This window comes from Saccharopolyspora oryzae, assembly GCF_027853915.1.
Taxonomy (GTDB): domain Bacteria; phylum Actinomycetota; class Actinomycetes; order Mycobacteriales; family Pseudonocardiaceae; genus Saccharopolyspora; species Saccharopolyspora oryzae.
The window spans coordinates 64,919-84,457 of the sequence record NZ_JAQGLA010000005.1 but is presented as its reverse complement, the minus strand read 5'-3'; the positions used below and the strand labels follow the sequence as shown (position 1 = coordinate 84,457).

At 67.9% G+C, this 19,539-nt stretch carries 21 protein-coding genes, 2 tRNA genes and 1 pseudogene; 13 read left to right on the top strand and 11 right to left on the bottom strand.

All coding sequences use genetic code 11. The annotated features are described in order from the left end of the window. Positions 1–51: 51 nt before the first annotated feature. Entirely contained in the window at positions 52–1,275 is a 1,224-nt protein-coding gene (locus tag OU415_RS05235) for a DNA polymerase III subunit delta' (protein WP_270947400.1), read from the top strand. 24 nt (positions 1,276–1,299) lie between these two features. Here the strand turns inward: OU415_RS05235 and OU415_RS05230 are convergent, their stop codons facing one another. Next, positions 1,300–2,682, bottom strand: coding sequence for a hypothetical protein (locus OU415_RS05230; RefSeq protein WP_270947399.1), 1,383 nt, complete (start codon positions 2,680–2,682; stop codon positions 1,300–1,302). 136 nt (positions 2,683–2,818) lie between these two features. Here OU415_RS05230 and OU415_RS05225 point away from each other — a divergent pair. Continuing rightward, positions 2,819–2,892, top strand: a tRNA-Thr gene (locus tag OU415_RS05225). 9 nt (positions 2,893–2,901) lie between these two features. Here the strand turns inward: OU415_RS05225 and OU415_RS05220 are convergent. Continuing rightward, positions 2,902–3,195 carry a tyrosine-type recombinase/integrase gene (locus tag OU415_RS05220; protein WP_270947398.1) on the bottom strand — a complete coding sequence of 98 codons (294 nt, stop codon included), beginning with the start codon at positions 3,193–3,195 and terminating at the stop codon, positions 2,902–2,904. A 191-nt stretch (positions 3,196–3,386) separates the two neighbouring features. On the opposite strand from OU415_RS05220, the gene OU415_RS05215 reads away from it, so the two are divergent. From OU415_RS05215 to OU415_RS05195, 5 genes are all read left to right on the top strand, one after another. After that, entirely contained in the window at positions 3,387–4,088 is a 702-nt protein-coding gene (locus tag OU415_RS05215; RefSeq protein ID WP_270947397.1) for a hypothetical protein, read from the top strand. Positions 4,089–4,148: 60 nt separating this feature from the next. After that, complete coding sequence (locus tag OU415_RS05210; RefSeq protein ID WP_270947396.1) at positions 4,149–5,036, top strand: phage tail family protein; 888 nt, start codon at positions 4,149–4,151, stop codon at positions 5,034–5,036. A 510-nt stretch (positions 5,037–5,546) separates the two neighbouring features. Then, positions 5,547–6,995, top strand: a complete 1,449-nt coding sequence (locus OU415_RS05205; RefSeq protein ID WP_270947395.1) for a pentapeptide repeat-containing protein — start codon at positions 5,547–5,549, stop codon at positions 6,993–6,995. A gap of 155 nt (positions 6,996–7,150) precedes the next feature. Next, positions 7,151–7,237: transfer RNA gene (locus tag OU415_RS05200), tRNA-Thr, on the top strand. A gap of 149 nt (positions 7,238–7,386) precedes the next feature. After that, on the top strand, positions 7,387–7,971 hold the full coding sequence (locus tag OU415_RS05195; protein WP_270947393.1) for a LysE family translocator: 585 nt from the start codon (positions 7,387–7,389) through the stop codon (positions 7,969–7,971). Positions 7,972–7,977: 6 nt separating this feature from the next. On the opposite strand, the gene OU415_RS05190 is transcribed toward OU415_RS05195, so the two are convergent. The 6 genes and pseudogenes from OU415_RS05190 to OU415_RS05165 form a co-directional block, all read right to left on the bottom strand. Further along, the gene (locus tag OU415_RS05190) at positions 7,978–8,622 is read right to left on the bottom strand and encodes a response regulator (RefSeq protein ID WP_270947392.1); all 645 of its coding nucleotides are present in this window, start codon (positions 8,620–8,622) and stop codon (positions 7,978–7,980) included. Next, positions 8,619–9,824, bottom strand: coding sequence for a sensor histidine kinase (locus OU415_RS05185; RefSeq protein WP_270947391.1), 1,206 nt, complete (start codon positions 9,822–9,824; stop codon positions 8,619–8,621). Before OU415_RS05185 ends, OU415_RS05190 begins: the two co-directional genes overlap by 4 nt. A 36-nt stretch (positions 9,825–9,860) precedes the next feature. Further along, a complete protein-coding gene (locus OU415_RS05180; protein WP_270947390.1) occupies positions 9,861–10,283 on the bottom strand; it encodes a hypothetical protein in 423 nt (140 codons plus the stop codon). A 6-nt stretch (positions 10,284–10,289) separates the two neighbouring features. Continuing rightward, positions 10,290–10,622 (bottom strand): hypothetical protein, encoded by a 333-nt coding sequence (locus OU415_RS05175; RefSeq protein WP_270947389.1) that lies wholly within the window; start codon positions 10,620–10,622, stop codon positions 10,290–10,292. A 71-nt stretch (positions 10,623–10,693) separates the two neighbouring features. Further along, a pseudogene (locus OU415_RS05170) lies at positions 10,694–11,338 on the bottom strand (ATP-binding cassette domain-containing protein); the annotation flags it as partial. A gap of 171 nt (positions 11,339–11,509) precedes the next feature. After that, on the bottom strand, positions 11,510–12,040 hold the full coding sequence (locus OU415_RS05165) for a hypothetical protein (RefSeq protein WP_270947388.1): 531 nt from the start codon (positions 12,038–12,040) through the stop codon (positions 11,510–11,512). A gap of 166 nt (positions 12,041–12,206) precedes the next feature. Here OU415_RS05165 and OU415_RS05160 point away from each other — a divergent pair, with 166 nt between their 5' ends. The 3 genes from OU415_RS05160 (at position 12,207) to OU415_RS05150 (ending at position 13,965) form a co-directional block, all read left to right on the top strand. Further along, positions 12,207–12,611, top strand: coding sequence for a hypothetical protein (locus OU415_RS05160; protein ID WP_270947386.1), 405 nt, complete (start codon positions 12,207–12,209; stop codon positions 12,609–12,611). A gap of 78 nt (positions 12,612–12,689) precedes the next feature. Further along, positions 12,690–13,295, top strand: coding sequence for a winged helix-turn-helix domain-containing protein (locus OU415_RS05155; RefSeq protein WP_270947385.1), 606 nt, complete (start codon positions 12,690–12,692; stop codon positions 13,293–13,295). Then, positions 13,285–13,965: an SRPBCC family protein gene (locus OU415_RS05150; protein WP_270947384.1), complete on the top strand. Its 681-nt coding sequence runs from the start codon at positions 13,285–13,287 to the stop codon at positions 13,963–13,965. Before OU415_RS05155 ends, OU415_RS05150 begins: the two co-directional genes overlap by 11 nt. Before the next feature lie 51 nt (positions 13,966–14,016). On the opposite strand, the gene OU415_RS05145 is transcribed toward OU415_RS05150, so the two are convergent. After that, a complete protein-coding gene (locus tag OU415_RS05145) occupies positions 14,017–14,592 on the bottom strand; it encodes a dihydrofolate reductase family protein (RefSeq protein WP_270947383.1) in 576 nt (191 codons plus the stop codon). Between the two features lie 207 nt (positions 14,593–14,799). On the opposite strand from OU415_RS05145, the gene OU415_RS05140 reads away from it, so the two are divergent. Beyond that, the gene (locus OU415_RS05140; protein ID WP_270947382.1) at positions 14,800–15,441 is read left to right on the top strand and encodes a class I SAM-dependent DNA methyltransferase; all 642 of its coding nucleotides are present in this window, start codon (positions 14,800–14,802) and stop codon (positions 15,439–15,441) included. 115 nt (positions 15,442–15,556) lie between these two features. Then, on the top strand, positions 15,557–16,018 hold the full coding sequence (locus OU415_RS05135) for a DinB family protein (protein ID WP_270947512.1): 462 nt from the start codon (positions 15,557–15,559) through the stop codon (positions 16,016–16,018). A gap of 5 nt (positions 16,019–16,023) precedes the next feature. Here the strand turns inward: OU415_RS05135 and OU415_RS05130 are convergent, their stop codons facing one another. Continuing rightward, positions 16,024–16,908, bottom strand: a complete 885-nt coding sequence (locus tag OU415_RS05130; RefSeq protein WP_270947381.1) for a LysR family transcriptional regulator — start codon at positions 16,906–16,908, stop codon at positions 16,024–16,026. An 84-nt stretch (positions 16,909–16,992) separates the two neighbouring features. On the opposite strand from OU415_RS05130, the gene OU415_RS05125 reads away from it, so the two are divergent. Then, positions 16,993–18,147 carry an MFS transporter gene (locus OU415_RS05125; protein WP_270947380.1) on the top strand — a complete coding sequence of 385 codons (1,155 nt, stop codon included), beginning with the start codon at positions 16,993–16,995 and terminating at the stop codon, positions 18,145–18,147. A gap of 185 nt (positions 18,148–18,332) precedes the next feature. Here OU415_RS05125 and OU415_RS05120 read toward each other — a convergent pair whose 3' ends face one another. Continuing rightward, the gene (locus OU415_RS05120; RefSeq protein WP_270947379.1) at positions 18,333–19,502 is read right to left on the bottom strand and encodes an NAD(P)/FAD-dependent oxidoreductase; all 1,170 of its coding nucleotides are present in this window, start codon (positions 19,500–19,502) and stop codon (positions 18,333–18,335) included. Between the last annotated feature and the right edge of the window lie 37 nt (positions 19,503–19,539).

The following is a 19,539-nucleotide window of genomic DNA, read 5'->3' as shown; positions in this document are numbered from 1 at the left end:
CAACCGGTTTTCGCACTCACGACCCGCGCACTCGACACGGGAGGCGACGCGATGCGGACCGACGCTCCGGAGCAGCTGAACACCGGGGTGTGGGCGGAGGTCGTCGGCCAGCCCGATGCGGTGCGGACGCTGCACGCCGCGGCGAACGCGGCTCACCTCCAAGTCCGCGGCGAACCGGTCCCGCCGGGCGCCATGACGCACGCCTGGCTGTTCACCGGCCCGCCCGGTTCGGGCCGTTCGATCGCGGCCCGCGCCTTCGCCGCTGCGCTGCAGTGCACCGACCCAGGGGCGGTGGGCTGCGGAGGTTGCGCGGCATGCCGCACGGTGTTGCAGGGCACCCACGCCGACGTGCGCGTGGTGGCGCCGGAAGGCCTGTCGATCTCGGTCGCGGAGATGCGCTCCCTGGTGCAAGCGGCGGCCCGCCGGCCGACCACCGGCCAATGGCGCATCGTGCTGATCGAGGACGCCGACCGCCTCACCGAAGGCGCGGCGAACGCGCTGCTCAAGGCGGTGGAAGAGCCGCCCCCGCGCACGGTGTTCCTGCTCTGCGCGCCCTCGGACCACCCGGAGGACGTGTCCGTCACGATCCGCTCCCGCTGCCGCGTGGTGCAGCTGCGCACGCCGTTGGCCGACGCCATCGCCGAGGTGCTGCACGAGCGCGACGGCGTCGACGCCGAACGCGCGCAGTGGGCGGCGTCGGTGTGCGGCGGCCACATCGGCCGCGCGCGGCGGTTGGCGACCGACGAGGAAGCGCGCGAGCGGCGCGAGTCGGTGCTGCGCATCCCGACGGGCATGCGCAGGTTCTCGGACGTGTTCACCGCGGCGACCGGCCTGGTGAGGCTGGCCGAGACCGAGGCGACCACGGCGAACGAGGACCGCAACGAGGCGGAGAAGGAAGAGCTGAAGACCGCGATGGGCGCGGGCGGCACCGGCAAGGGCACGGCCGCGGCGACCCGAGGGGCCAACGCGGCGCTGAAAGAGCTGGAGAAGCGCCAGAAGTCGCGCGCCACCCGCTCCCAGCGAGACGCCCTCGACCTGGCCCTGGTCGACCTGGCGGGCTTCTACCGCGACGTCCTGGTGACCCGGGCGGGCGCACCGGCGCCCCTGAACCACCCGGACTTCGAGCGCTCGATCGCCAAAGCGGCGCAGGAGTGGACCTCAGAGTCGGCCCTCCGCCGCCTGGACGCGGTCCTCGAATGCCGGGTGGCCCTGACCCAGAACGTGAAGCCGATCATCGCGGTGGAAGCGATGCTCGCCACCCTCCACACCGGCTGACGTCCACAGTGGACTTCCTTGCGCTCAGGCGCGGCGGCGGGGGAGGACGGCGATGATGATGGCGCCCATGAGCAGCAGCGCCGTGCCGGTCCAGAACAGCGGGACGACGTAGTAGCCGCTGCTGGTGAGGGCTAGACGTTCCACTGCTTGCGGGGTCGTGCCCGCTGGCGCTGCGGCGGCCGGGGCCGGTGCGGTCGTGCAGTCCACGCCTCCGTCGGGAGCCGCGGCGCGGGCGATCTGCTCGCCGAAGGACACCTGCACCAGCGAGGTCGGCAGGCCGACCGCGTGGCCGCGCAGGATTTGGAGGTCGAAAAGCCGTGCTGCGGCGCGGACTTCGGTGCCCACCACGTCCTTCTTGAGCTCGCCGGCGCTGAGCCGGATCACCCCGGCGTCGACGACGCGCTGGTCGAGTCCGGGCAGCGGCACGTCCAGGTTCGGGTGCGCGGCGTCGAGCTTCCCGAGCTCCTGGCCGCCGCGCGAAACCCGCAGCACCGGCACTTGGTAGTCCACAGTGGAGGTCGACGGGTCGCCGGTGGCGGTTGCGGTCAGGCGAGGTGAGCCGACCACGTCGACCTGGATCTCCTGCGGGGTCCCGGCGAAGAGCCGGACACCGGCCAGCTGCAGGCTCGAGGTGGCCTGGACGGCCTTGCGGTCCTGCCCGGGCACGTTGACGAGCTGCACGTTGGAGTGCGCTTCCGCGGTTTCCGGAATCCGCAGCAGCGATCCGGCGCCGTTCGCGGCGGGTTTCCCGCCGTTGAGCAGCCCGCCCAGCGACAGGCCTTCCGGCAGCGCGTTCACGGCCGATGCGCTGCCCATCGAGTACCGGGCGTCGGCGATCGGCGACACGCACGGCCCGGTCTTCTCGCTCCAGCGGGCGTGCACGCTGCCGTTCAGCCCGTTGAGCTTGACCAGCTGGTCGGCCGGCGAGCTCGGTGGCTGCATGTTCGCGCTGGTCGGCTGCTCCCGGTCCGGCAGCGCGGCCTGCACCAGGCCGACCGGCGTCTGCGGGGTCTTCCCGAGCAGCGACACCCCGAACGGCGAGGCCTCGGCGACCGCCCGCTCGGTGGCGAAGAACGCGGTGGAGTTGGCCTGCGCGATGGCCCGCCCCATCCCGGCCTCGGCGACGGACTGCTTCGGCAGCTTCGACTCGAAGTCCGGGTCGTCGAGGATCGAGTCGGTCGGCACCGTGTTCGGCAGGATCCGCACGATCCCGACCATGGTCCCGGCGTCGGCGACGACCGGCCCGGGAGCCGGCGTCGGCATGGAAGCCGGGGGCTGCCCGGGTTCCGCCGGCCCGGGGATCGGAGTGGTCGGAGGCGAGCTCTGCGCGAAGGCGGCGGGCAGCGAAAGCCCAGCTACGGCCAACGACACGGCGGTGCACACGCCCAGTCGACGAACAGCACGCATCCGACCCCTCCAGATCACGTGACGGGCATCACGCTGATCTCAACGATGCACGCTCCGCGAAGTGACGCCCACCTTCGGTTGAACCGGGGGTCCTGCGCACCGCGTCGCGAGGGCCCGCTACACTTGACCGCGCAATGCCGCCTTAGCTCAGTCGGCCAGAGCGACGCACTCGTAATGCGTAGGTCGAGGGTTCGATTCCCTCAGGCGGCTCCGCAGCGGTCAACCCGCTGACCTGCGGCGGGAGAAGAGATCGATGATCTCGGCTCCCGCCGCAGTGTCGTTTTCATGGGGCAAATATGGGGTAATTTCCGGCTCTGCGTGTCCCAAAGCTGGGTTCTCCGGCGTCAGCCCGAGGACCGCGCGAACTTTGTCCCACTCCGCGTTCGCCAGGTGTGCGTAACGTTCAGTAGTGGCGACGGAGGCATGGCCGAGCAGTGCGCGCACGGCTTGGATCGACACCCCGTCCTGCACCAGCCAGGAGGCGTAGGTGTGCCGCAGGTCGTGGGGTGTCACGGAGCCCAGGCGACCACCCCAGGGCAACAGGTGTGGTCACCGCAGATCACCGTCAACGCCCGCACCGACGCCGGCCCTGAGCACATCGCCGCCGCCCTCGACCGGCGGCTACGTATTCGCTCACGGCTGTAGGTTCATCCCTTCCTTGTTCGTGGCGTTACTTGCTCCATTTGACGCTAAGATCGATTGCTATGACAAGCGTGGACTGGGGTAATGTGCCGTCGTGGATTTCCGCTATTGGGTCGATGGCAGCCTTCGGTATTGCTAGCTTGGCAGCTCGCGCCGCGTGGAAGCAGGTCAAATTTTCCGCAGATCAACAGCGGTATCGCGATGAGCAAGCCGAACGTGAACAAGCAGTCAAATTCGCAGCATGGTTGACGGTAAAAGAAGGCTCCGATAAGCGTCCTGAGGTCTATCTTAGGTACGCGAACATGAGTGAACTGCCAATCTACGACCTGGCGATCATGCCGGTATATTATCCTGATGCCAGGTCCGGCATGGATGTTGTCGAGCCGACGAAGGAAGTGCGGGAGTACTTCCTTGAGCCCCTTACTCGGCAGATTCAAGATCGATACGACGGGATGTTCGAGTCGCTGAAGATCGCTTTTTCTGGCGATGGGGTGGATGATGACAAGCATTCCGGAGCAAGACGGTCGGCATTCAGGAACTCGACACGTCAGTTGAACCCTACTCAATTCCGCTTCCGTGACGCTCAGAACATTTCCTGGAGGCGGGATTCGGATGGATTTCTCAAGCGCACGCGCATTGATAAAGAAGGGGATGATATGGACGACCCATTCTATCGAAAAATTAAAGAGACGAGAAGTGAGCTCCGGGTTGGTGGCCATGATTTTGTTTCCATCTTAATGAATAGGGGAACGAACACTGGATAGAATGTGCGATTATTGGCCCTTGGGTCGAGTTGGTGAGTTTCCTGCGGCGTTGACACTGGGGTGACCATGGATGGCTCTCCACAGTGGAGCCTTGACTCGATCAGCTTTGGCCCTGACAAGCCCGATAGTCGCGGTGTTCACTGGATTCTTACTCAGGAGGAAGGGTTTTGGGCAGGCTCGGCGACAGGTGCGGAGCTTCATCCGCACCTGTCCCGGCACGGTGCGATCCGCACCCTTGGATGGAGAGCCGAGCGGACGATCACCTTGGAAGGCCGGGCCTTCGCCCCCGACGTCGCAACCTTGCGTCGCGCGGCCAACCAGCTGACCGGGCTGCTGGCTGATCCGCACCGTTCGGTACCGCTGACCTGCTATTCCGAGATCGGTCCGGTGACCTGCGATGTTTTCCTGGACGATCAGATCCTGACCAAACCTGGTGTGACGGCGACCCCGAGCTTCGAGTGGAGCCTTCAGCTGGTGGCGCCCGATCCGCGCCGGTACGCGCTGGACTGGTGTCACGCCTGTACACCGTTGTCGTCGGCTGGTCGTCATGGTCTGCGTTTCGGCGACGGGCTCGACTTCGAAGCGAAGCTGTCCTTCGGCGCGGGTGCGAGTTCCGGGACGTTGCACTTGGCGAACGATGGCACTGCACCGACCGAGCCGCTGCTCACCTTGCACGGCCCGCTCGTGCGCCCGGTGCTGTCCACCAGCCAGGGACGGCAGATCGCCTACGCGGATACCCTGCCCGCCGGGCAGTACCTCGTCATCGATACCGGGGCGCCCACGGCGGTGCTCAACGGCCGCACGAATGCGAGGTATCGGCTGTTTCCTGCGGACTTCGCCGCGTTCACGGTGCCCGCTGGCGGCGAGCTGAGCATCCGCCTCGACCACGACGGTCCGCGCGAAGCGGCCGGACACCTCGAAGTGGCGTGGCGACACGCCTGGTTCTAGCCACCTCTGAGTTTCCCTGTTATTGAAGGGTTTTACTTGTGACGTCGTTGAATTTTTCCGTTGTATCGGATGTTTCTCCGTGGGCGGTCGAGGGGAGATCGGGCTTCGGGACGCTCGGCTGTCGATTGCGGCGGTCTTGGCGCCGGACCCGGGCGAACGGCTCGCGGTGTCCTCCGGGGTCTTGCTCGGCGGGGATTCGCACGGGATCGGCGGCTCCACGCACACCGCCCTGCGTGTTCAAATATCGAACATGTGTTCATGTGAGTTCTGGCTGGACATGATCGCCAGGCGTGCTTGACGCGATGGGCAACTGCTAGGCCTTGCGATTCTTCATGCCGGGTAGCTGTGTAACTACATCAGGTTATTCAGGGACGGCCGGCGTTGCCGAAATATTCTAACCGTTAATGAATAACCAGGAGGAGTCTCGCACCTAGTGTGCGAGACTCCTCTTTTCGTGTGATCGTCCGCAAAACTCCACGAGCCACCCCGGCGCTAACATACTTTGGTGCCATGGCAGAAGGCTCCTCCGGTGGCCCCCGCGAAGTCCTGGGCTGGCGCACCATCTGGATCGCAGCCGCGATCATCCTGTTTATCAGCATCGGCTCGGGAATCGTGCTGTTTTGGTTGTACCCGCCACCCGGTTCCAAGGAAGCCCTCGACATCATCCGCACTGCGGGGACCTTGGGTGTGGGGACCGGTGGGGCTGCCGCGTTGTTGTTGCATGCGAGGAGGCAGCAATCTACCGAGCTGGCGAATGAGTATACGAGACAAGCGAATGAGGTTACCCGACATGACGCCGAGGAGCGGAGGATTACCGAGCTACAAGCACAAGCCAACGAGCAACTCGGCCACGAGAAAGCGGCTGTCAGGATTGGTGCACTTACGCTACTGAAGAGGCTGGGAAATAGCTATCCCGATCATCGGCAAGAGATCGTGGACATCGTCTGCGCTTATCTCCGGATGCCATATAAATCGCCGGTGCGTCCCGACCGGCTTCGGCGCATACTCCCCTTGTCGCCAAGGGGGGTAAAGAGTGAGAATAAAGAAACTGAGAGTGGTGTAGACTCTGGCTTGGTTGGAGTTGAACATGAATATGAAGAATTGGAAGTCCGGCTAACGGCGCAGCGATTTCTTGCGGAGCATTTGCGGCCACCCGGTTCGGATGACGGCATGCTCGTAAGTTCGAATTTTTGGGACGGAATCAACCTGGATTTAACTGGCGCCACCCTTATAAATTTCAGCCTTTCCGGGTGCTGGGTTGCGCGGTGCAGATTCGATTATGCATCGTTTGTTGGCGGGGCGGAATTCCGCGCAGCTCAATTTGGCGATGTCGCTACATTTATTGGGGCCGAGTTCTCTAAGGGGGTAACCTTCAGGAATACCCGCTTTGCGGGCAGGGCAGCGTTTGACCGCGCACAGATCCGAGGAGTTGCCTTGTTTGCTAACTCGCGCTTTGGTGGACTTAGTTCATTTAGCCAAACTGTCATGGATGAGTCTGATTTCTTCGATGCTTGGTTTGAATCCGTCGCGTTTCCTCGTGCGCAATTTAAGGATAGGGCTAGTTTTAGCGTTGTCAGATTCGACAAGTGCGCCTTTTTTCTATCGGCAAAGTTTGGCGGGGAAGTTTATTTTGACGCGGTACGATTTGGCGACGGAACCAATTTTAAGTATGCAACCTTTGAGGGGCCAGTGCATCTTACTCGCCGTGTGTCGTCCTCGTTGAATGAAAACCTTCCTGGAGATCAGGCTCGGTTTCGGTGTGACTTCGAAACGAGGAATGACGACTGGCCTGCGGGGTGGGTCTTTCGGCCGCCCAAGCCAGCGGAAGATGGTCGGATTAAAGGTCACGAAGGCGTCTGGGGCTACGTTGTCGCCGTCGACGACGCGCAGCCCGGGGTGGCTGACGGCGACGGCGAGGGCGGCGAAATAGTGGAGGCTGGTGATCACGGAGAGTTGTGATCACTGAGTGGTCCGAGTGGTTCGCTGAGGTGCTGACTTGATTATCCACAGTGGTCTGCGGCGTGGGGCAGATGTGGAGCAGGCTGCCCCACGCCGCGCTATACGACGCTACCGCCCGATTGGGCTAATCGTCCGTGCTGACCTGCGGTGGAGTAGCCGCGCTACGCGATGCTTTGAGACGCTACGAGGCCGGAAAGACACTCGTAATGCGTAGGTCGAGGGTTCGATTCCCTCAGGCGGCTCGCTGAGAAGACCGCAGGATCACCCAGGTGACCTGCGGTTTTCTTTTTGCTGGGCGAAGGGGGCCTCCGCTGCCACCGCTCGGTACGTTCGCTGGGTGGAACTCGTGTCGTTCGCTTCGTTGGTCGGTGTTGTGGTCGTGGAGTTGGGGATGGCGCTGACTCCCGGGCCGAACATGGTCTACCTGGCTTCGCGGGCGATTTCGCAGGGGCGGCGTGCCGGGCTCGTTTCGCTCGGCGGGGTTGCTCTCGGGTTCGTCGTCTACCTCGTTGCTGCCGCCGCCGGGCTTTCCGCGCTGTTCGTGGCAGTGCCCGAGGCCTTCCACGTGGTGAAGTTCCTGGGGGCGGCGTACCTCGCGTGGATGGCTTGGCAGATCCTGCGGCCCGGTGGCGGGTCGCCGTTCGAACCGCGCGAACTGGTGCCGCACTCGGCGGCGCGGCTGTTCGGCACGGGGTTGCTGACGAACCTGCTGAACCCCAAGATCGCGCTGCTGTACGCCGCGCTGATCCCCCAGTTCGTCGATCCCGCGCTGGGGGCGACGTGGTGGCAGTTCATCCAGCTCGGAACCGCGCAGATCGTGGTCGGTGTGGCCGTCAACGGCCTGGTCGTGCTCACCGCCGCTGCGCTCGCCGGGTACCTGTCGCACCACCCCCGCGTGCTCAAAGCGCAGCGCTACGCGTCCGGCACCCTGCTCGGTTTCTTCGCCGTCAAGATGGCCACCAGTCGGCCCAGCTGAACCCGCTCAGGCCAGGCCGGCGTCATGGGTGAGGATGGCGACCTGGGTCCGGTTGGCCGCACCGAGCTTCGTCATGATCCGGCCGATGTGCACCTTCACCGTGGACTGGCTCATGTGCAGGGCGTTCGCGATCTCGGCGTTGCTCAGGCCCTGCGCGACGGCCACCGCCACCTCGCGCTCGCGGGCGGTCAGCTTTTCCAGCTGGGCCTTCGCGGACTGGGCCGGGGCGCTGGTGGAGAAGGCCGACAGCAGCTTGGTCGTGATGCGCGGCGACAGCATCGCCTCACCGCGCGCGACGGTGTGCACGGCGCGGGTCAGCTCCTGCGGCGAGGTGTCCTTGAGCAGGAAGCCCACCGCGCCGTTCTGCAGCGCGGAGTAGACGTACTCGTCGAGGTCGAACGTGGTCAGCACGACCACGGCCGGTGGGTCCGGCAGCGCGACCAGGCGCTGGGTGGCCTCCAGCCCGCCGACGCCGGGCATCTGGATGTCCGTGAGCACCACGTCCGGGCGGTGCTTCAGGGCGAGCTCGACGGCGACCGAGCCGTCGCTGCCCTCCGCCACCACCTCGATGTCCGGGTCGACGTCCAGGATCATCCGGATCCCGCCGCGCACCAGGTCCTCGTCCTCGAGCAGGACCACCTTGACGCTCACGCAGCCACCTCGTCGCCCAACGGGAACATTGCCCGCACACGGTATCCGCCGTCCTCGGCCCACCCGGTGCGCAAGGTTCCGCCGGCCAGCGTGACCCGCTCCCGCATGCCGATCAGGCCGTAGCCCGAGCCCGGGACGGCGTCCGTGTCCGTGCTGCGCCCGCGCTGGTTCGACACCGCGACGACGAGTTCTTCCCCTTCCGCCGCGACTTCGACGCGCACGGCGGAGTGCGGGGCGTGCTTGGCTGCGTTGGTCAACGCCTCCTGCACTACGCGGTAGGCCGCCCGGCCGACCTCGCCGGAGGTTTCCGGCAGCTGCTCTGGCATGTCCAGGCGGATGTTCGCGCCCGACTCGATCGAGTCGGCGACCAGCGCTTCGATGCTGCCGACGGTGGGGTCGTCGGGGGTTTCACCGCGGTGTTCCGCGTCGTCGTCGCGCAGCACCCGGAGCATGCTGCGCAGTTCGGTCAGGGCGGTCGCGCTGGTCTTGCGGATGACCTCGGCCACCTCGCCGGTGCGCTCGTCCGGCGCGCTCACGCTCAACGCGCCGGCCTGCAACGAGATCACGCTGCACCGGTGGGCGATCACGTCGTGCATCTCCCGGGCGATGCGCCTGCGCTCGGTCGCGACCGCGCGCTCGGCGAGCAGATCGCGTTCGCGCTCGGCCTGTTCAGCGCGTTCTTGCAGCGCTGCCAACAACTTCTCGCGCTGGCGGAGCCACAACCCCAGCAGCACCGGCGATGCCGAGAGCATCACCGTGTACGCGATGTAGGGCAGGGCGCGCAGCGGGGAATCCCACAGCGGGCCGTGCGGACCCCAGATCAGCTGCGTCCCGTTCGCGGCGAACACGATCTCGGTCGCGGTCCACAGCTGCGCGCCCGGCCCGCGTCGCCGGGCGATCGTGTACATCGCGATCGGGGTGAAGATGCCCGTGGCCGCGGTGGTGGGCGTCAGCACGGCACCGGCCGAGGCCGCGACCGCCAGCCACGGGAAGCGCCGGCGCACCAGGAGGGCGAGCGCGACCACGACCAGCACGCCGAGGAGGACCAGCCTCCGCTCCTCGTCGGCGCCGGTGAGGCTCACGCGTTCCACCCGGTCGACGAAGAACGCGGCGGACAGGGCGACCGCGACGTCGAGCGCCAACGACCGGAACTTGCCGTCCCACCAGGTCAACCAACCGCGGCGCGTGTCCAGGGAACCCACGCGCACACGGTAGTCGTCCGGCATCCCCACCCCGGCTCAGACGTCCCGGCGCGACACAGCCACCACCGCGCCGACGAGCGCGGCGGCGGTCAGCGCGACCATCGGCAGCGCCGGAGTCCAGTCGTACTCGGGCGAAACGTCGGCCAGCCAAAACCCGGAGAAGAACGGCAAGATGTTCGGGTCGACGTGGTCGAGCACCAGCTGCTCCCCGATGAGCCAAGCGAGCAGCGAGGCGTACGCCGCCAGCGCCGACCTGGTCAGCCCGGCCAGTGCGAGCCCAAGCAGACCGCACAGCATGATGTGGAGCACCGTGCCGGATCCCGCGGCCGCACCGCGGACCGGATCGACCACGGGTCCGAAGTGGACCAGCAGGCCGAGGAAGCTGACGAGGACCGCGAGCACGCTCGTCGCCGCACCGATCCCGGCCACCACGACGGCTTTGGCCAGCACCACTCGCACTCGCGACTACACCACGAGCAAGGTGGTGGTGATCGTTCGGTGGCGGTACTCGGTGCTGAAGGCGTTGACCCCGATCGCGGCCACGAGCAACCACGAGAAGAGCGTCAGCTGGAGCAGACCGTAGGAGAACATCTCATCGCCGGAGACGACGGAGATGTCGGAGACGCCGGAGCCGATGTTCCACACCGTGGTGACGACTTGGAGCAGGGCCACCAGGCCGCTGAGCACACAGGTCGAGCGCCGCGTGCGCATGTTGGTCCACTCGTAGCGCAGCGCCGAGCCGAACCCGGAGCTCCGCCGTTCGCGATTCCTCGTCGTGGTGGGGGTTTCCGCGGTCATGCCGTTTCTCCCTTGAACTCGGTGGCTTCGGACGTCGCGGCCAGGAAGGCCTCTTCCAGGTCGGCGTGCGCCGCGGTGAAGTCCCGCACCGGCTGGGCGGTGATCAACCGGCCCCGGCCGATCACCACGAGGTCCTGGGCGAGCAGCGACATCTCCGGCAACGAGTGGGAGGAGACGAGCACCACGCGGCCCTCGTCGGCCAGGCCCTTGAGGAGGGAACGCATCCAGTGCACGCCCTCCGGGTCGAGGCCGTTGGCGGGCTCGTCGAGGACCAGGTACTCCGGATCGCCGAGCAGCGCCGCGGCCAGGCCAAACCGCTGGTGCATGCCGAGGCTGAACCCGCGCAGCCGGCGGGTCCGCACCTCGTCCAGCCCGACCATCGACAGCACCTGCCGCACCCGCCGCTCGGGCAGCCCGGCCCCGGCGGCGACCACCCGCAGGTGGCTCTGCGCGGTGCGGGACGGGTGCACGGCCTTCGCGTCCAGCAGCGCGCCCACGGTGCGCACCGGATCGGCCAGCTCGGCGTAGGTCTTGCCGCCGAACGCGGTGCGCCCGCGCCCCTTGTCCAAGCCGAGCATCAGCCGCATCGCGGTCGACTTCCCGGCGCCGTTGGGGCCGAGGAGGCCGGTCACGACACCGGGGCGCACGGTGAAGGACAGGTCGTCGACCGCGGTGGTGCCCCGGCGCCGCTTCGTCAATCCCTGGACGGTGATCATGTTGTCCTCGCTAGGTCTTCCTGCTGACCAGTCCAGGATTGCCCCGGCAGGAGGTCGATCACGTCCGGATTCCGGCTAGTCCGGACTACTACTTTCGGCCAACCCGGCGCGGCCGGGAGGAAGACGGACCGCGCGTTCGTCCACTGTGGAATTGTGCAGCAGTCGTGATGTTCAGTCGCAGTATTGCGCTGTCGACCAGTGCGTGCCGGGGATCAGGTGGGCGACGTAGCGGGCGTCGGTCGCGGTGAAGGTGAACTCGACGTACGGGTAGGCGGCGACGTCTTCCGGGAAGTCGTCGTCGGTGCAGGCGTCCCAGAAGCCGTCGGCTTCCCAGAACCCGGGCGTGTTCTGCTGCTCGCCCACCTCGGCGGACTCGATGATCTCCTCGATCCGGTCGAAGAGGTACTCGTCCGATTCCGCCTCGTCGTCGAGCTCCTCCGCGAAGGCCTCCCGCAGCACGTGGGCGTCGGCGATTTCCTCCGCCTGCTCGAAGGGCACGGGCAGCCGGTCGCCGGTGAGCCCGTCGGCGATGAAGAAGAGCCCGCGCTTCATCCGGTCCCACGCGTCGAGCATGATCTGCAGCGGGAGGATGTCGTCGTCCGCATCCGGGAGGATCCCCGCATCCGGATTGATCATGTGGAACCGGCCGCGCACGGTGGCATCGGTGTTCTCGACGATGGAGATCCGGTACAGGGCAGTCACGTCGCTGGGCTCCGTTCCAAGCGTGGGAAGTCGACGTCTGGGACGAGGTGGACTCCGACGAGGTTCCGCCCGGCTCCGCATCGTTGTGCCGCCCGTGAGGTGCCCGGTGATCTGGCGCTGACCGCGGATCTTGGGGGACCCTTGTGCCTGCCCTAGCCTTCGCGGCATGGCCAACGTCTTAGCCGGGATCATCGGGGCGCTGCTGGGGTTCTCGGGGGCTTTGCTCGGGGCGTGGATCAAGAGCCGGGCCGAGCACGGGAAGTGGCTCCGCGATCAGAAGCTGGCCGGTGCTGCCGAGATGGTCAGCGCGGGGACCAGCATCTTCGAGCTCCGCATCGGCAGCCCCGCGTGGATCGACGCTTTCGAGCCGAGCGAGCTGCGGGAATGGCAAGCGCAGCTGCAGCGCGGCCGGGCGGTCATCCACACCCTGTGCACCGAGGAAACCCGCGCTCACGCCAATGCTTTCGTCAAGTCCTGCTGGAGCGTCAAGAGCGACGACGCGGAGGAGAAGGCCATCTCGGCGTTGCAGGCGTTCACCGCTTCGCTCCGCAAGGAGATCGGCGTCGATTAGAAGCGCGAACGCGCCCTGTGAGCTACGACAACTCGAGTTGCCTTGACTAGAAAATTTGTCAAGGGCATGCTCGGTGGCATGTTGGATGTCGCTGTCATCGATGAGCCGTCGACGGCCGCGGTGACGTTGGAACCGGTGCGGGCGCGGTTGCTGCACGAGCTCGCCGTGCCGGGGTCTGCCTCGTCGCTCGCGGTCAAGGTCGGCTTGACCAGGCAGAAGGTCAACTACTACCTGCGCGACCTGGAGAAGCACGGGCTCGTCGAACTGGTCGAGGAGCGGCGCAAGGGGAACATGACCGAGCGGGTCATGCGCGCGACCGCCGGGGCATACGTGATCTCGCCTTCGGCTTCTGGGCCGGTGGCGCCTGATCCGTCCCGCTCACCGGATCGGCTCTCCGCGCGGTGGCTGCTCGCGCTGGCCGCTCGTCTGGTGCAGGACGTCGGAGCGTTGATCGGCGCAGGGGACGAGGCGGGCAAGCGGGTGGCCACCTTCGCCGTCGACGGGGAGGTCCGCTTCGCGAATGCGGCGGATCGGGCCGCGTTCGCCCAGGAGCTGTCCGAGGCGGTCGCGGGTCTGGTGGCGAAGTACCACGATGAGAGCGCTGCTGGAGGGCGCAGGCACCGGCTGGTGGCGGCCCTGCACCCTTCGATGGACCGAGCGGAGGAGGACCGAGATGGGGCGTGAGTTCGAGCTGCCCAAGGAGATCGAGCTGGACGCCTCGCCGGAGGAGGTCTGGCAGGCCATCGCCACCGGGCCCGGCCTGGCGGCGTGGTTCATGCCGATGGAGATCGACCCGAACGGCGCCGACGTCGCCGAGTGGGACCCGCCGCGCAAGCTGACCATTCGCACGCCGACGGCCGATGACGGCTCCACGAACGCCTTCGAGTACCTGATCGAGGGCAGGGACGGCGGGTCGAGCGTGCTCCGATTCGTCCACAGCGGAGTTCTCGGCGACGACTGGGGCGACGAGTACGAGGGCATGACCAGCAGCGGTTGGGACATGTACCTGTTCACGCTCGCCGAGTACTTCCGGCACTTCCGCGGTCGTCCGGCGGCCTACGTGGAAGCGGAAGCGCCTGCGGTCGGCGGCTGGGACAGGCTGCTCGGACCGGTCGAGCTCGGCGCGAAGGTGACGATCGACCTGCCCGGCGGTCCGCAGATCGTCGGCGAGGTGGACTACCTGACCGAGAAGTTCGTCGGGCTGCGCACCTCCGATGAGCTCATCCGGTTCCACGAGCGGTCGGCGATCGGCATGCCGATCGCGGTCAGCGACCACCACTACGGCGAGCTCGACGATCCGCAGGAGCGCGCCGAGTCCTGGCAGCGCTGGCTCGCTGCCGCCACCCGGGCCTGATCGGAGACGGGTCGAGCGCCCCCGCTCGGTGGTGGGGGCGCTCGACCGGCGTCAGCGGATGACGTCGTAGACGAGCTTCTGGACGCCGTTGGAGTAGGCGGTGCTCTCGACGAGCTCGAGGTTCTGCTTGTCCTTGTCGGTGTCGCTGAAGAGCTTCTTGCCCGCGCCGAGCAGGACGGGGAAGAGCAGCAGGTGGTAGCGGTCGATCAGGCCCGCGTCGGAGAGGTCGCGGATCAGGGTGGCGCTGCCGGCGATGATGATCGGGCCGCCCTCGGTCTCCTTGAGCGCGGCGACGTCGTCCAGCGAGCGCAGGATGGTGATCTCGCCCCAGTCGTCCACCAGGTCCTCGTCCTGGAGCGTGGTGGAGACGACGTACTTCGGCATCACCTTGTAGCGGGGGAACTCGTCGGTCATGTCCGGCCACACCGGGGAGAACGCCTCGTAGCTGACCCGGCCCATCATCAGGGCGGTGGCTTCTTCCTGCTCACGTCCCTTGAGCTCGAAGACGGCTTCGTCGAACGCGATGTCCTTGAAGGTCCAGCCCGCGTTGCGGTAGCCCGGCTCCCCGCCGGGGGCCTCGACGACGCCGTCCAGCGAGACGAAGGCACTGGCGATCAGGGTGCGCATGTGGTGCTCCTAGGTTGTTCCGGCTTGCTCCCACCAACGCATCGAACGGGAACCGCCGGGATCGACACCTCGTGCCGAAAAAATTTCGATGATCTGATCCTGCCAGGTCAGAGCGGATTTCCGGGGATCACGGCGCCGGCGAGTGGTTCGCGGCCGGCATGCCGTGTTCACCTCGCTGGTCGGTCGGTGGCCCTAGAGTGCTCGCTCGTGGCTGAACCTTCCTCGTACCTCGAAACAACGGCGGGCGCCTACGATTCCGTTGCCGTCCTCTACGCCGAGCTCTTCCGCGATTCGCTCGACGGGTTCCCGCTGGACCGGGCCGTGATCGCCGCGTTCGCCGAGCTCGCTCGGAACTCGGGCGCCGGACCCGTCGCGGAGCTGGGGTGCGGGCCCGGATTCCTGACCGCGCACTTGCGGGACCTGGGGCTGGACGTCTTCGGCGTCGACCTGTCACCGGTGATGATCGACCTGGCCCGCGAGGCGCACCCGGACCTGCGGTTCGAGGTCGGTTCCATGGACGGCCTGGACATCGCCGACGGCGCGCTGCGGGGCATCCTGTCCTGGTTCTCGGTCATCCACGCGCCGCCCCAGGAGATCCCCACGTACTTCTCCGAGTTCCAGCGGGTGCTCGAGCCCGGCGGCCACCTCCTGCTCGGCTTCTTCGAGTCGGAGGACGGGCTGGTCGAGGCGTTCGACCACAAGGTGACGACCGCCTACCGGTGGCCGATCGACGACCTCGCGGAGCTGGCGCGCAAGGCCGGGTTCGTCGAGGTCGGTCGGATGCTGCGCGAGCCGCACGAGGACGAGCGGCCGGTCCGCCACGGCCACCTGCTGATGCGCAAGGGCTGATCACCAGCGGAAACCCGTACTTCGGGGCGATGGCGGGGAGCATGATGATCGGGGAACCGAGAGGAGAGTTGTCGTGGAGCGAGTTGCGCCGCCGGTCGTCGGCGATGAGCGCGAGATGTTGCGGGGGCACTTGGACTTCCACCGCGCCACGCTGGCGATGAAGTGCGCGGACCTCGGGGACGACGAGCTGCGGCGGCAGGCGATGCCCCCGTCGACGTTGTCGCTGCTCGGGCTGGTCCGGCACATGGCCGAGGTGGAGCGGGCGTGGTTCCGGCGGACCATCGGCGAGGAGCACGACCTCCCGCTGGTGTGGTCCGACGACGGCGACTTCCAGGCCGCCTACGACGCGAGCGGATCCAGCCGCGAGGAGGCGTTCTCCGCCTGGCAGAACGAGATCGAGCACGCGCGCAGGATCGAGCGCGAGGCCGAATCGCTCGACGTGACCGTGCACAACGCCCGATGGGGCAAGGACGTCTCGCTGCGGATGGTGATGCTGCACCTGGTCCACGAGTACGCCCGCCACAACGGGCATGCGGACCTGCTCCGCGAAGCCATCGACGGAACCGTCGGCGTGTGAGCCGGTCAGGCTTCGGCGAGGGTTGCGGCGAAGGCCCGCAGCTGCGACGTTTCCGCTGCTCGCGGGTAGGTCAGGCCGAGCGTTGACGGCGGCAGCCCGGTCACCGGGACGAAGCGGATGTCCCGGCGGGCGTGGTGCTGGGCCGTGGGGCCGCAGAGCAGCATCGCGCCCTGGCCCGCGGCTGTGCGGGTGATGGCCTCTTGCAGCGTGGTGACCGTGCTGGCGCGGGGGATCGGCCTGCCCGACGGGGTGCGCGGTGGTGTTTGGGCGTCCTGCCAGTAGGTCGGGGCCGGGGATGCCGGGGCGATCAGGTGGAGGTCCGCCAGGTCTTCGGCCGACACCTCGTCGCGGTCGGCGAAGGCGTGCTGGGCCGAGATCGCGATGTGCTGCTGCTCGGCGGGGAACGTCGCCGCGACCAGCAGGTCCGGCTCCTCCACCGGCAGCAGCACGATCGCCGCGTCCACCTCGCCGCGGCGCAGGGCGCTGAACGGGTCGTTGAGCGGCAGCTCGGTGAGCTCGGTCGTGCAGCTGGGGAAGCGGGACTCGAAGGTGCGGATCGCCGAGACCACGCACTCGTCGGCCGGACCCTGGAAGCCGAGCCGGAGCACGCCCGTCACCCCGCGAGCTTCCGCGCGGGCCTGCTCGACGACCGCGCTGAGCTGCGCATATGCGGGCTGCAGCGAGTCGCGGAAGCGTTCGCCGAGCGGGGTCAGGGCGACCCGGCGGTTGGTGCGTTCGACCAGGCGGGCGCCGATCCGGCGTTCCAGCGAGCGCAGCAGCTGGCTCACCCTGCCCTGCGAGACGTAGAGGCGTTCGCCGGTGCGGCCGAAGTGCAGTTCTTCGGCGAGCACCAGGAAGCACTCCAGCTCGCGCGTTTCCAGGCCGGCCATCCGCCCTCCCTCGATGAGCCCCGCTAATCAAAGGATGACGACAACGCCGTTGTTCCCGGTCAGCGCCCCGTCGAGGCTGTGATCATGACTACCACCGACCTCACGACCCGATGGCCCGCGGTGCTCGCCGTGGCCGCTGCGACCTTCTCCGTCGTCACGGCCGAGATGCTGCCGGTGGGCCTGCTGACCCCGATGGCCGCCGAACTGGGGGTGTCGGAGGGGCTCGCCGGGCTCACCATGACCGTGCCCGGGCTGCTGGCCGCTCTCGCAGCACCGCTGGTCCCGGTCGCCGCGGGCCGGATGGACCGCCGGTGGCTGCTGGCCGGTCTGGTGGCGCTGCTGGCCGCGGCGAACCTGGTGTCGGCGGTCTCGCCGAACCTGGCGCTGATGGTCGGTGCGCGGGTGCTGGTCGGGGTCGCCATCGGCGGTGTGTGGGCGATCGCGGCTGGACTGGGCGGACGTCTCGTGCCGCAGGAGTCCGCCGGGACCGCGACCTCGGTGATCTTCAGCGGGATCGCGATCGCCTCGGTCCTCGGCGTGCCGGCCGGCACCTTCGTCGGCGAGTTCGGCGGCTGGCGCACGTCGTTCGCGGTGCTGGGAGTCCTCGCGCTGCTGGTCGCGGGACTGCTCGCGGTGCTGCTCCCGCCGTTGCCCGCGGAGGAGGCGATGCGGCTCGGCACGGTGCGCGACGTGGCCCGCGGCCGATCCATCCGAAGTGGACTCCTGGTGGTGCTGTTCCTGGTGTCCGGCCACTTCGCCGCCTACACCTACGTGCGCCCGATCCTTGAGTCCATTGTGGACGTCAAGCTGATCGGCGCGTTGCTGCTGGCCTACGGCTTGGCCGGTGTGGTGGGGAACTTCCTCGGCGGGGCGTCTGCTGCGAAGCAGCCCCGGCACACGCTGATGGTGATCGCCGCGGTGCTCCCGGCGGCGGTCGTGGCCTTGGTCCTGCCGATCGGTCCGCTCGGTGCAGTCCTGGTCCTGCTCGTCTGGGGTCTGGCCTACGGCGGGGTCTCGGTCAGCACGCAGACCTGGCTGCTCACCGCCGCACCGCAGTCCCGAGAAGCGGCATCAGCCCTGTTCGTCTCGGCGTTCAACATCGCGATCTCCCTCGGCGCCTTCCTCGGCGGACGAGCGGTGGACGCGATCTCCCCGACGGCGGCCTTCAGCCTCGGCGCCCTGCTCGCACTGGCCGCGCTCGCCACGATCACAGCCGCGCGAACCCGCACCGCCAGCTGAACGGTCTCGTGAGCACTTTGTGGTGCTATAACGCCACAAAGTGCTCACGAGCATTCCGGATCGGGCAACCCGAAGGCTTCACGATGCGACGCGGGCGAGCAGCTTCCCCAGGTGAGCGCGGGCCGCTCGCTCGTGAGTGCTTTGGGGTGTCATAGCGCCCCAAAGCACTCACGAAGCTGGGGCGGTCACAGGCTGGCGTAGATGTCGTTGTAGAGGGTGAGGGATCGGGCCTGGAGGTTCGCCGGGTCTTGGCCGGCGAAGCGGGTCGGGGCGAGGGTGTGGAGGTCCGGGAAGCGGGGTTCGGCTCCGAGGAGCTGGTCGACCAGGGCTCGGGCCGCGCCGCCCGCCGCCGTCACCCAGATCGCCACCGCCGACCACAGGCCCGGGACGTGCGGGACCGGACCGAGGAAGGGAAGGTTGTCCGGGGTCATGGCGAACACGCCGTTGAGGCGTTCCGCCAGGTCGAACGGGGTGGGGAGCAGCTGCATCGCGCGCCGGACCGGGTCGTCGAACAGCTCGCCCGGCCACGGTTGTTCCGCGTTGCGGCCGAGCTCGTCCAGCGGGACGGGCTGCGGGGCGTGGTCGTAGGTGCCCAGGCCCAGCCGTCCGCCGTGGTCGCGGGCGTAGACGTGGTGCTCCGGCCAGCGCACGAACGGCGTTGCCGGGCCGGAGGCGCGCTCGGGGCCGTAGACGTAGGGGTGCGCCACGGGCGTCAGCGGGAGCTGCACGTCGACCAGCGAAGCGACCACCGGGCCCCAGATCCCGCTGGCCAGCACCACGTCGTCAGCCGGGTAGGTCTCGGTTCCGGTGCGGACCGCGGCCACCCGGTCCCCGCGCAGGTCGATGCCGACGACAGCCGCGTCCGGGACGAACTGCGCGCTGCTGCGCTCGCGCAGAGCTGCGGTGATCACCCCGGCGCGCGCCGTTCCGTCGGCGGGGAAGTGCAGGCCCGCCCGGCAGCGCGCGGGATTGATCAGATCCGGTGCCAGCGACGCGGTTTCCGCGGCGTCCAGCAGCCGGTGGGGAAGTCCTGCGGCAGCCGCGAGCTCGGCTCGTTCCGCCAGCTTCTCCGCCGCCTCGGGGCTGTCCGCGACCTCCACGCCGCCGACCCGGTCGAAGCCCCGGGTGCCGTCCAGCTCCAGGTCGTCGTAGAGCTCCGCGCTCGCCCGCGCCAGCTCGGTCAGAACCGGAGCCTCGTTGAGCAGCCCCACGAAACCGGGCGCGTGGCCGGTCGAACCCGCCAGCCGACCCGCGGGGCCTTGGTCCAGCACCGTGACGGAGACGCCGTCGGGCAGCAGAGCCGCGATCGACGACCCGACGATGCCGCCGCCGATCACCACGATCTTCCTGCGCATCCCCACAACCTAGTGCGGAAGTCCGCGCGGCTGCGGC

Bases quoted from the DNA above. Each gene is read 5' to 3' on its own strand.
- OU415_RS05235 (WP_270947400.1), top strand. From the start codon at position 52: ATGCGGACCGACGCTCCGGAGCAGCTGAACACCGGGGTGTGGGCGGAG.
- OU415_RS05230 (WP_270947399.1), bottom strand. From the start codon at position 2,682: ATGCGTGCTGTTCGTCGACTGGGCGTGTGCACCGCCGTGTCGTTGGCC.
- OU415_RS05215 (WP_270947397.1), top strand. From the start codon at position 3,387: ATGACAAGCGTGGACTGGGGTAATGTGCCGTCGTGGATTTCCGCTATT.
- OU415_RS05205 (WP_270947395.1), top strand. From the start codon at position 5,547: ATGGCAGAAGGCTCCTCCGGTGGCCCCCGCGAAGTCCTGGGCTGGCGC.
- OU415_RS05195 (WP_270947393.1), top strand. From the start codon at position 7,387: ATGGCGCTGACTCCCGGGCCGAACATGGTCTACCTGGCTTCGCGGGCG.
- OU415_RS05175 (WP_270947389.1), bottom strand. From the start codon at position 10,622: ATGACCGCGGAAACCCCCACCACGACGAGGAATCGCGAACGGCGGAGC.
- OU415_RS05160 (WP_270947386.1), top strand. From the start codon at position 12,207: ATGGCCAACGTCTTAGCCGGGATCATCGGGGCGCTGCTGGGGTTCTCG.
- OU415_RS05155 (WP_270947385.1), top strand. From the start codon at position 12,690: ATGTTGGATGTCGCTGTCATCGATGAGCCGTCGACGGCCGCGGTGACG.
- OU415_RS05150 (WP_270947384.1), top strand. From the start codon at position 13,285: ATGGGGCGTGAGTTCGAGCTGCCCAAGGAGATCGAGCTGGACGCCTCG.
- OU415_RS05145 (WP_270947383.1), bottom strand. From the start codon at position 14,592: ATGCGCACCCTGATCGCCAGTGCCTTCGTCTCGCTGGACGGCGTCGTC.
- OU415_RS05135 (WP_270947512.1), top strand. From the start codon at position 15,557: ATGTTGCGGGGGCACTTGGACTTCCACCGCGCCACGCTGGCGATGAAG.
- OU415_RS05130 (WP_270947381.1), bottom strand. From the start codon at position 16,908: ATGGCCGGCCTGGAAACGCGCGAGCTGGAGTGCTTCCTGGTGCTCGCC.
- OU415_RS05125 (WP_270947380.1), top strand. From the start codon at position 16,993: ATGACTACCACCGACCTCACGACCCGATGGCCCGCGGTGCTCGCCGTG.
- OU415_RS05120 (WP_270947379.1), bottom strand. From the start codon at position 19,502: ATGCGCAGGAAGATCGTGGTGATCGGCGGCGGCATCGTCGGGTCGTCG.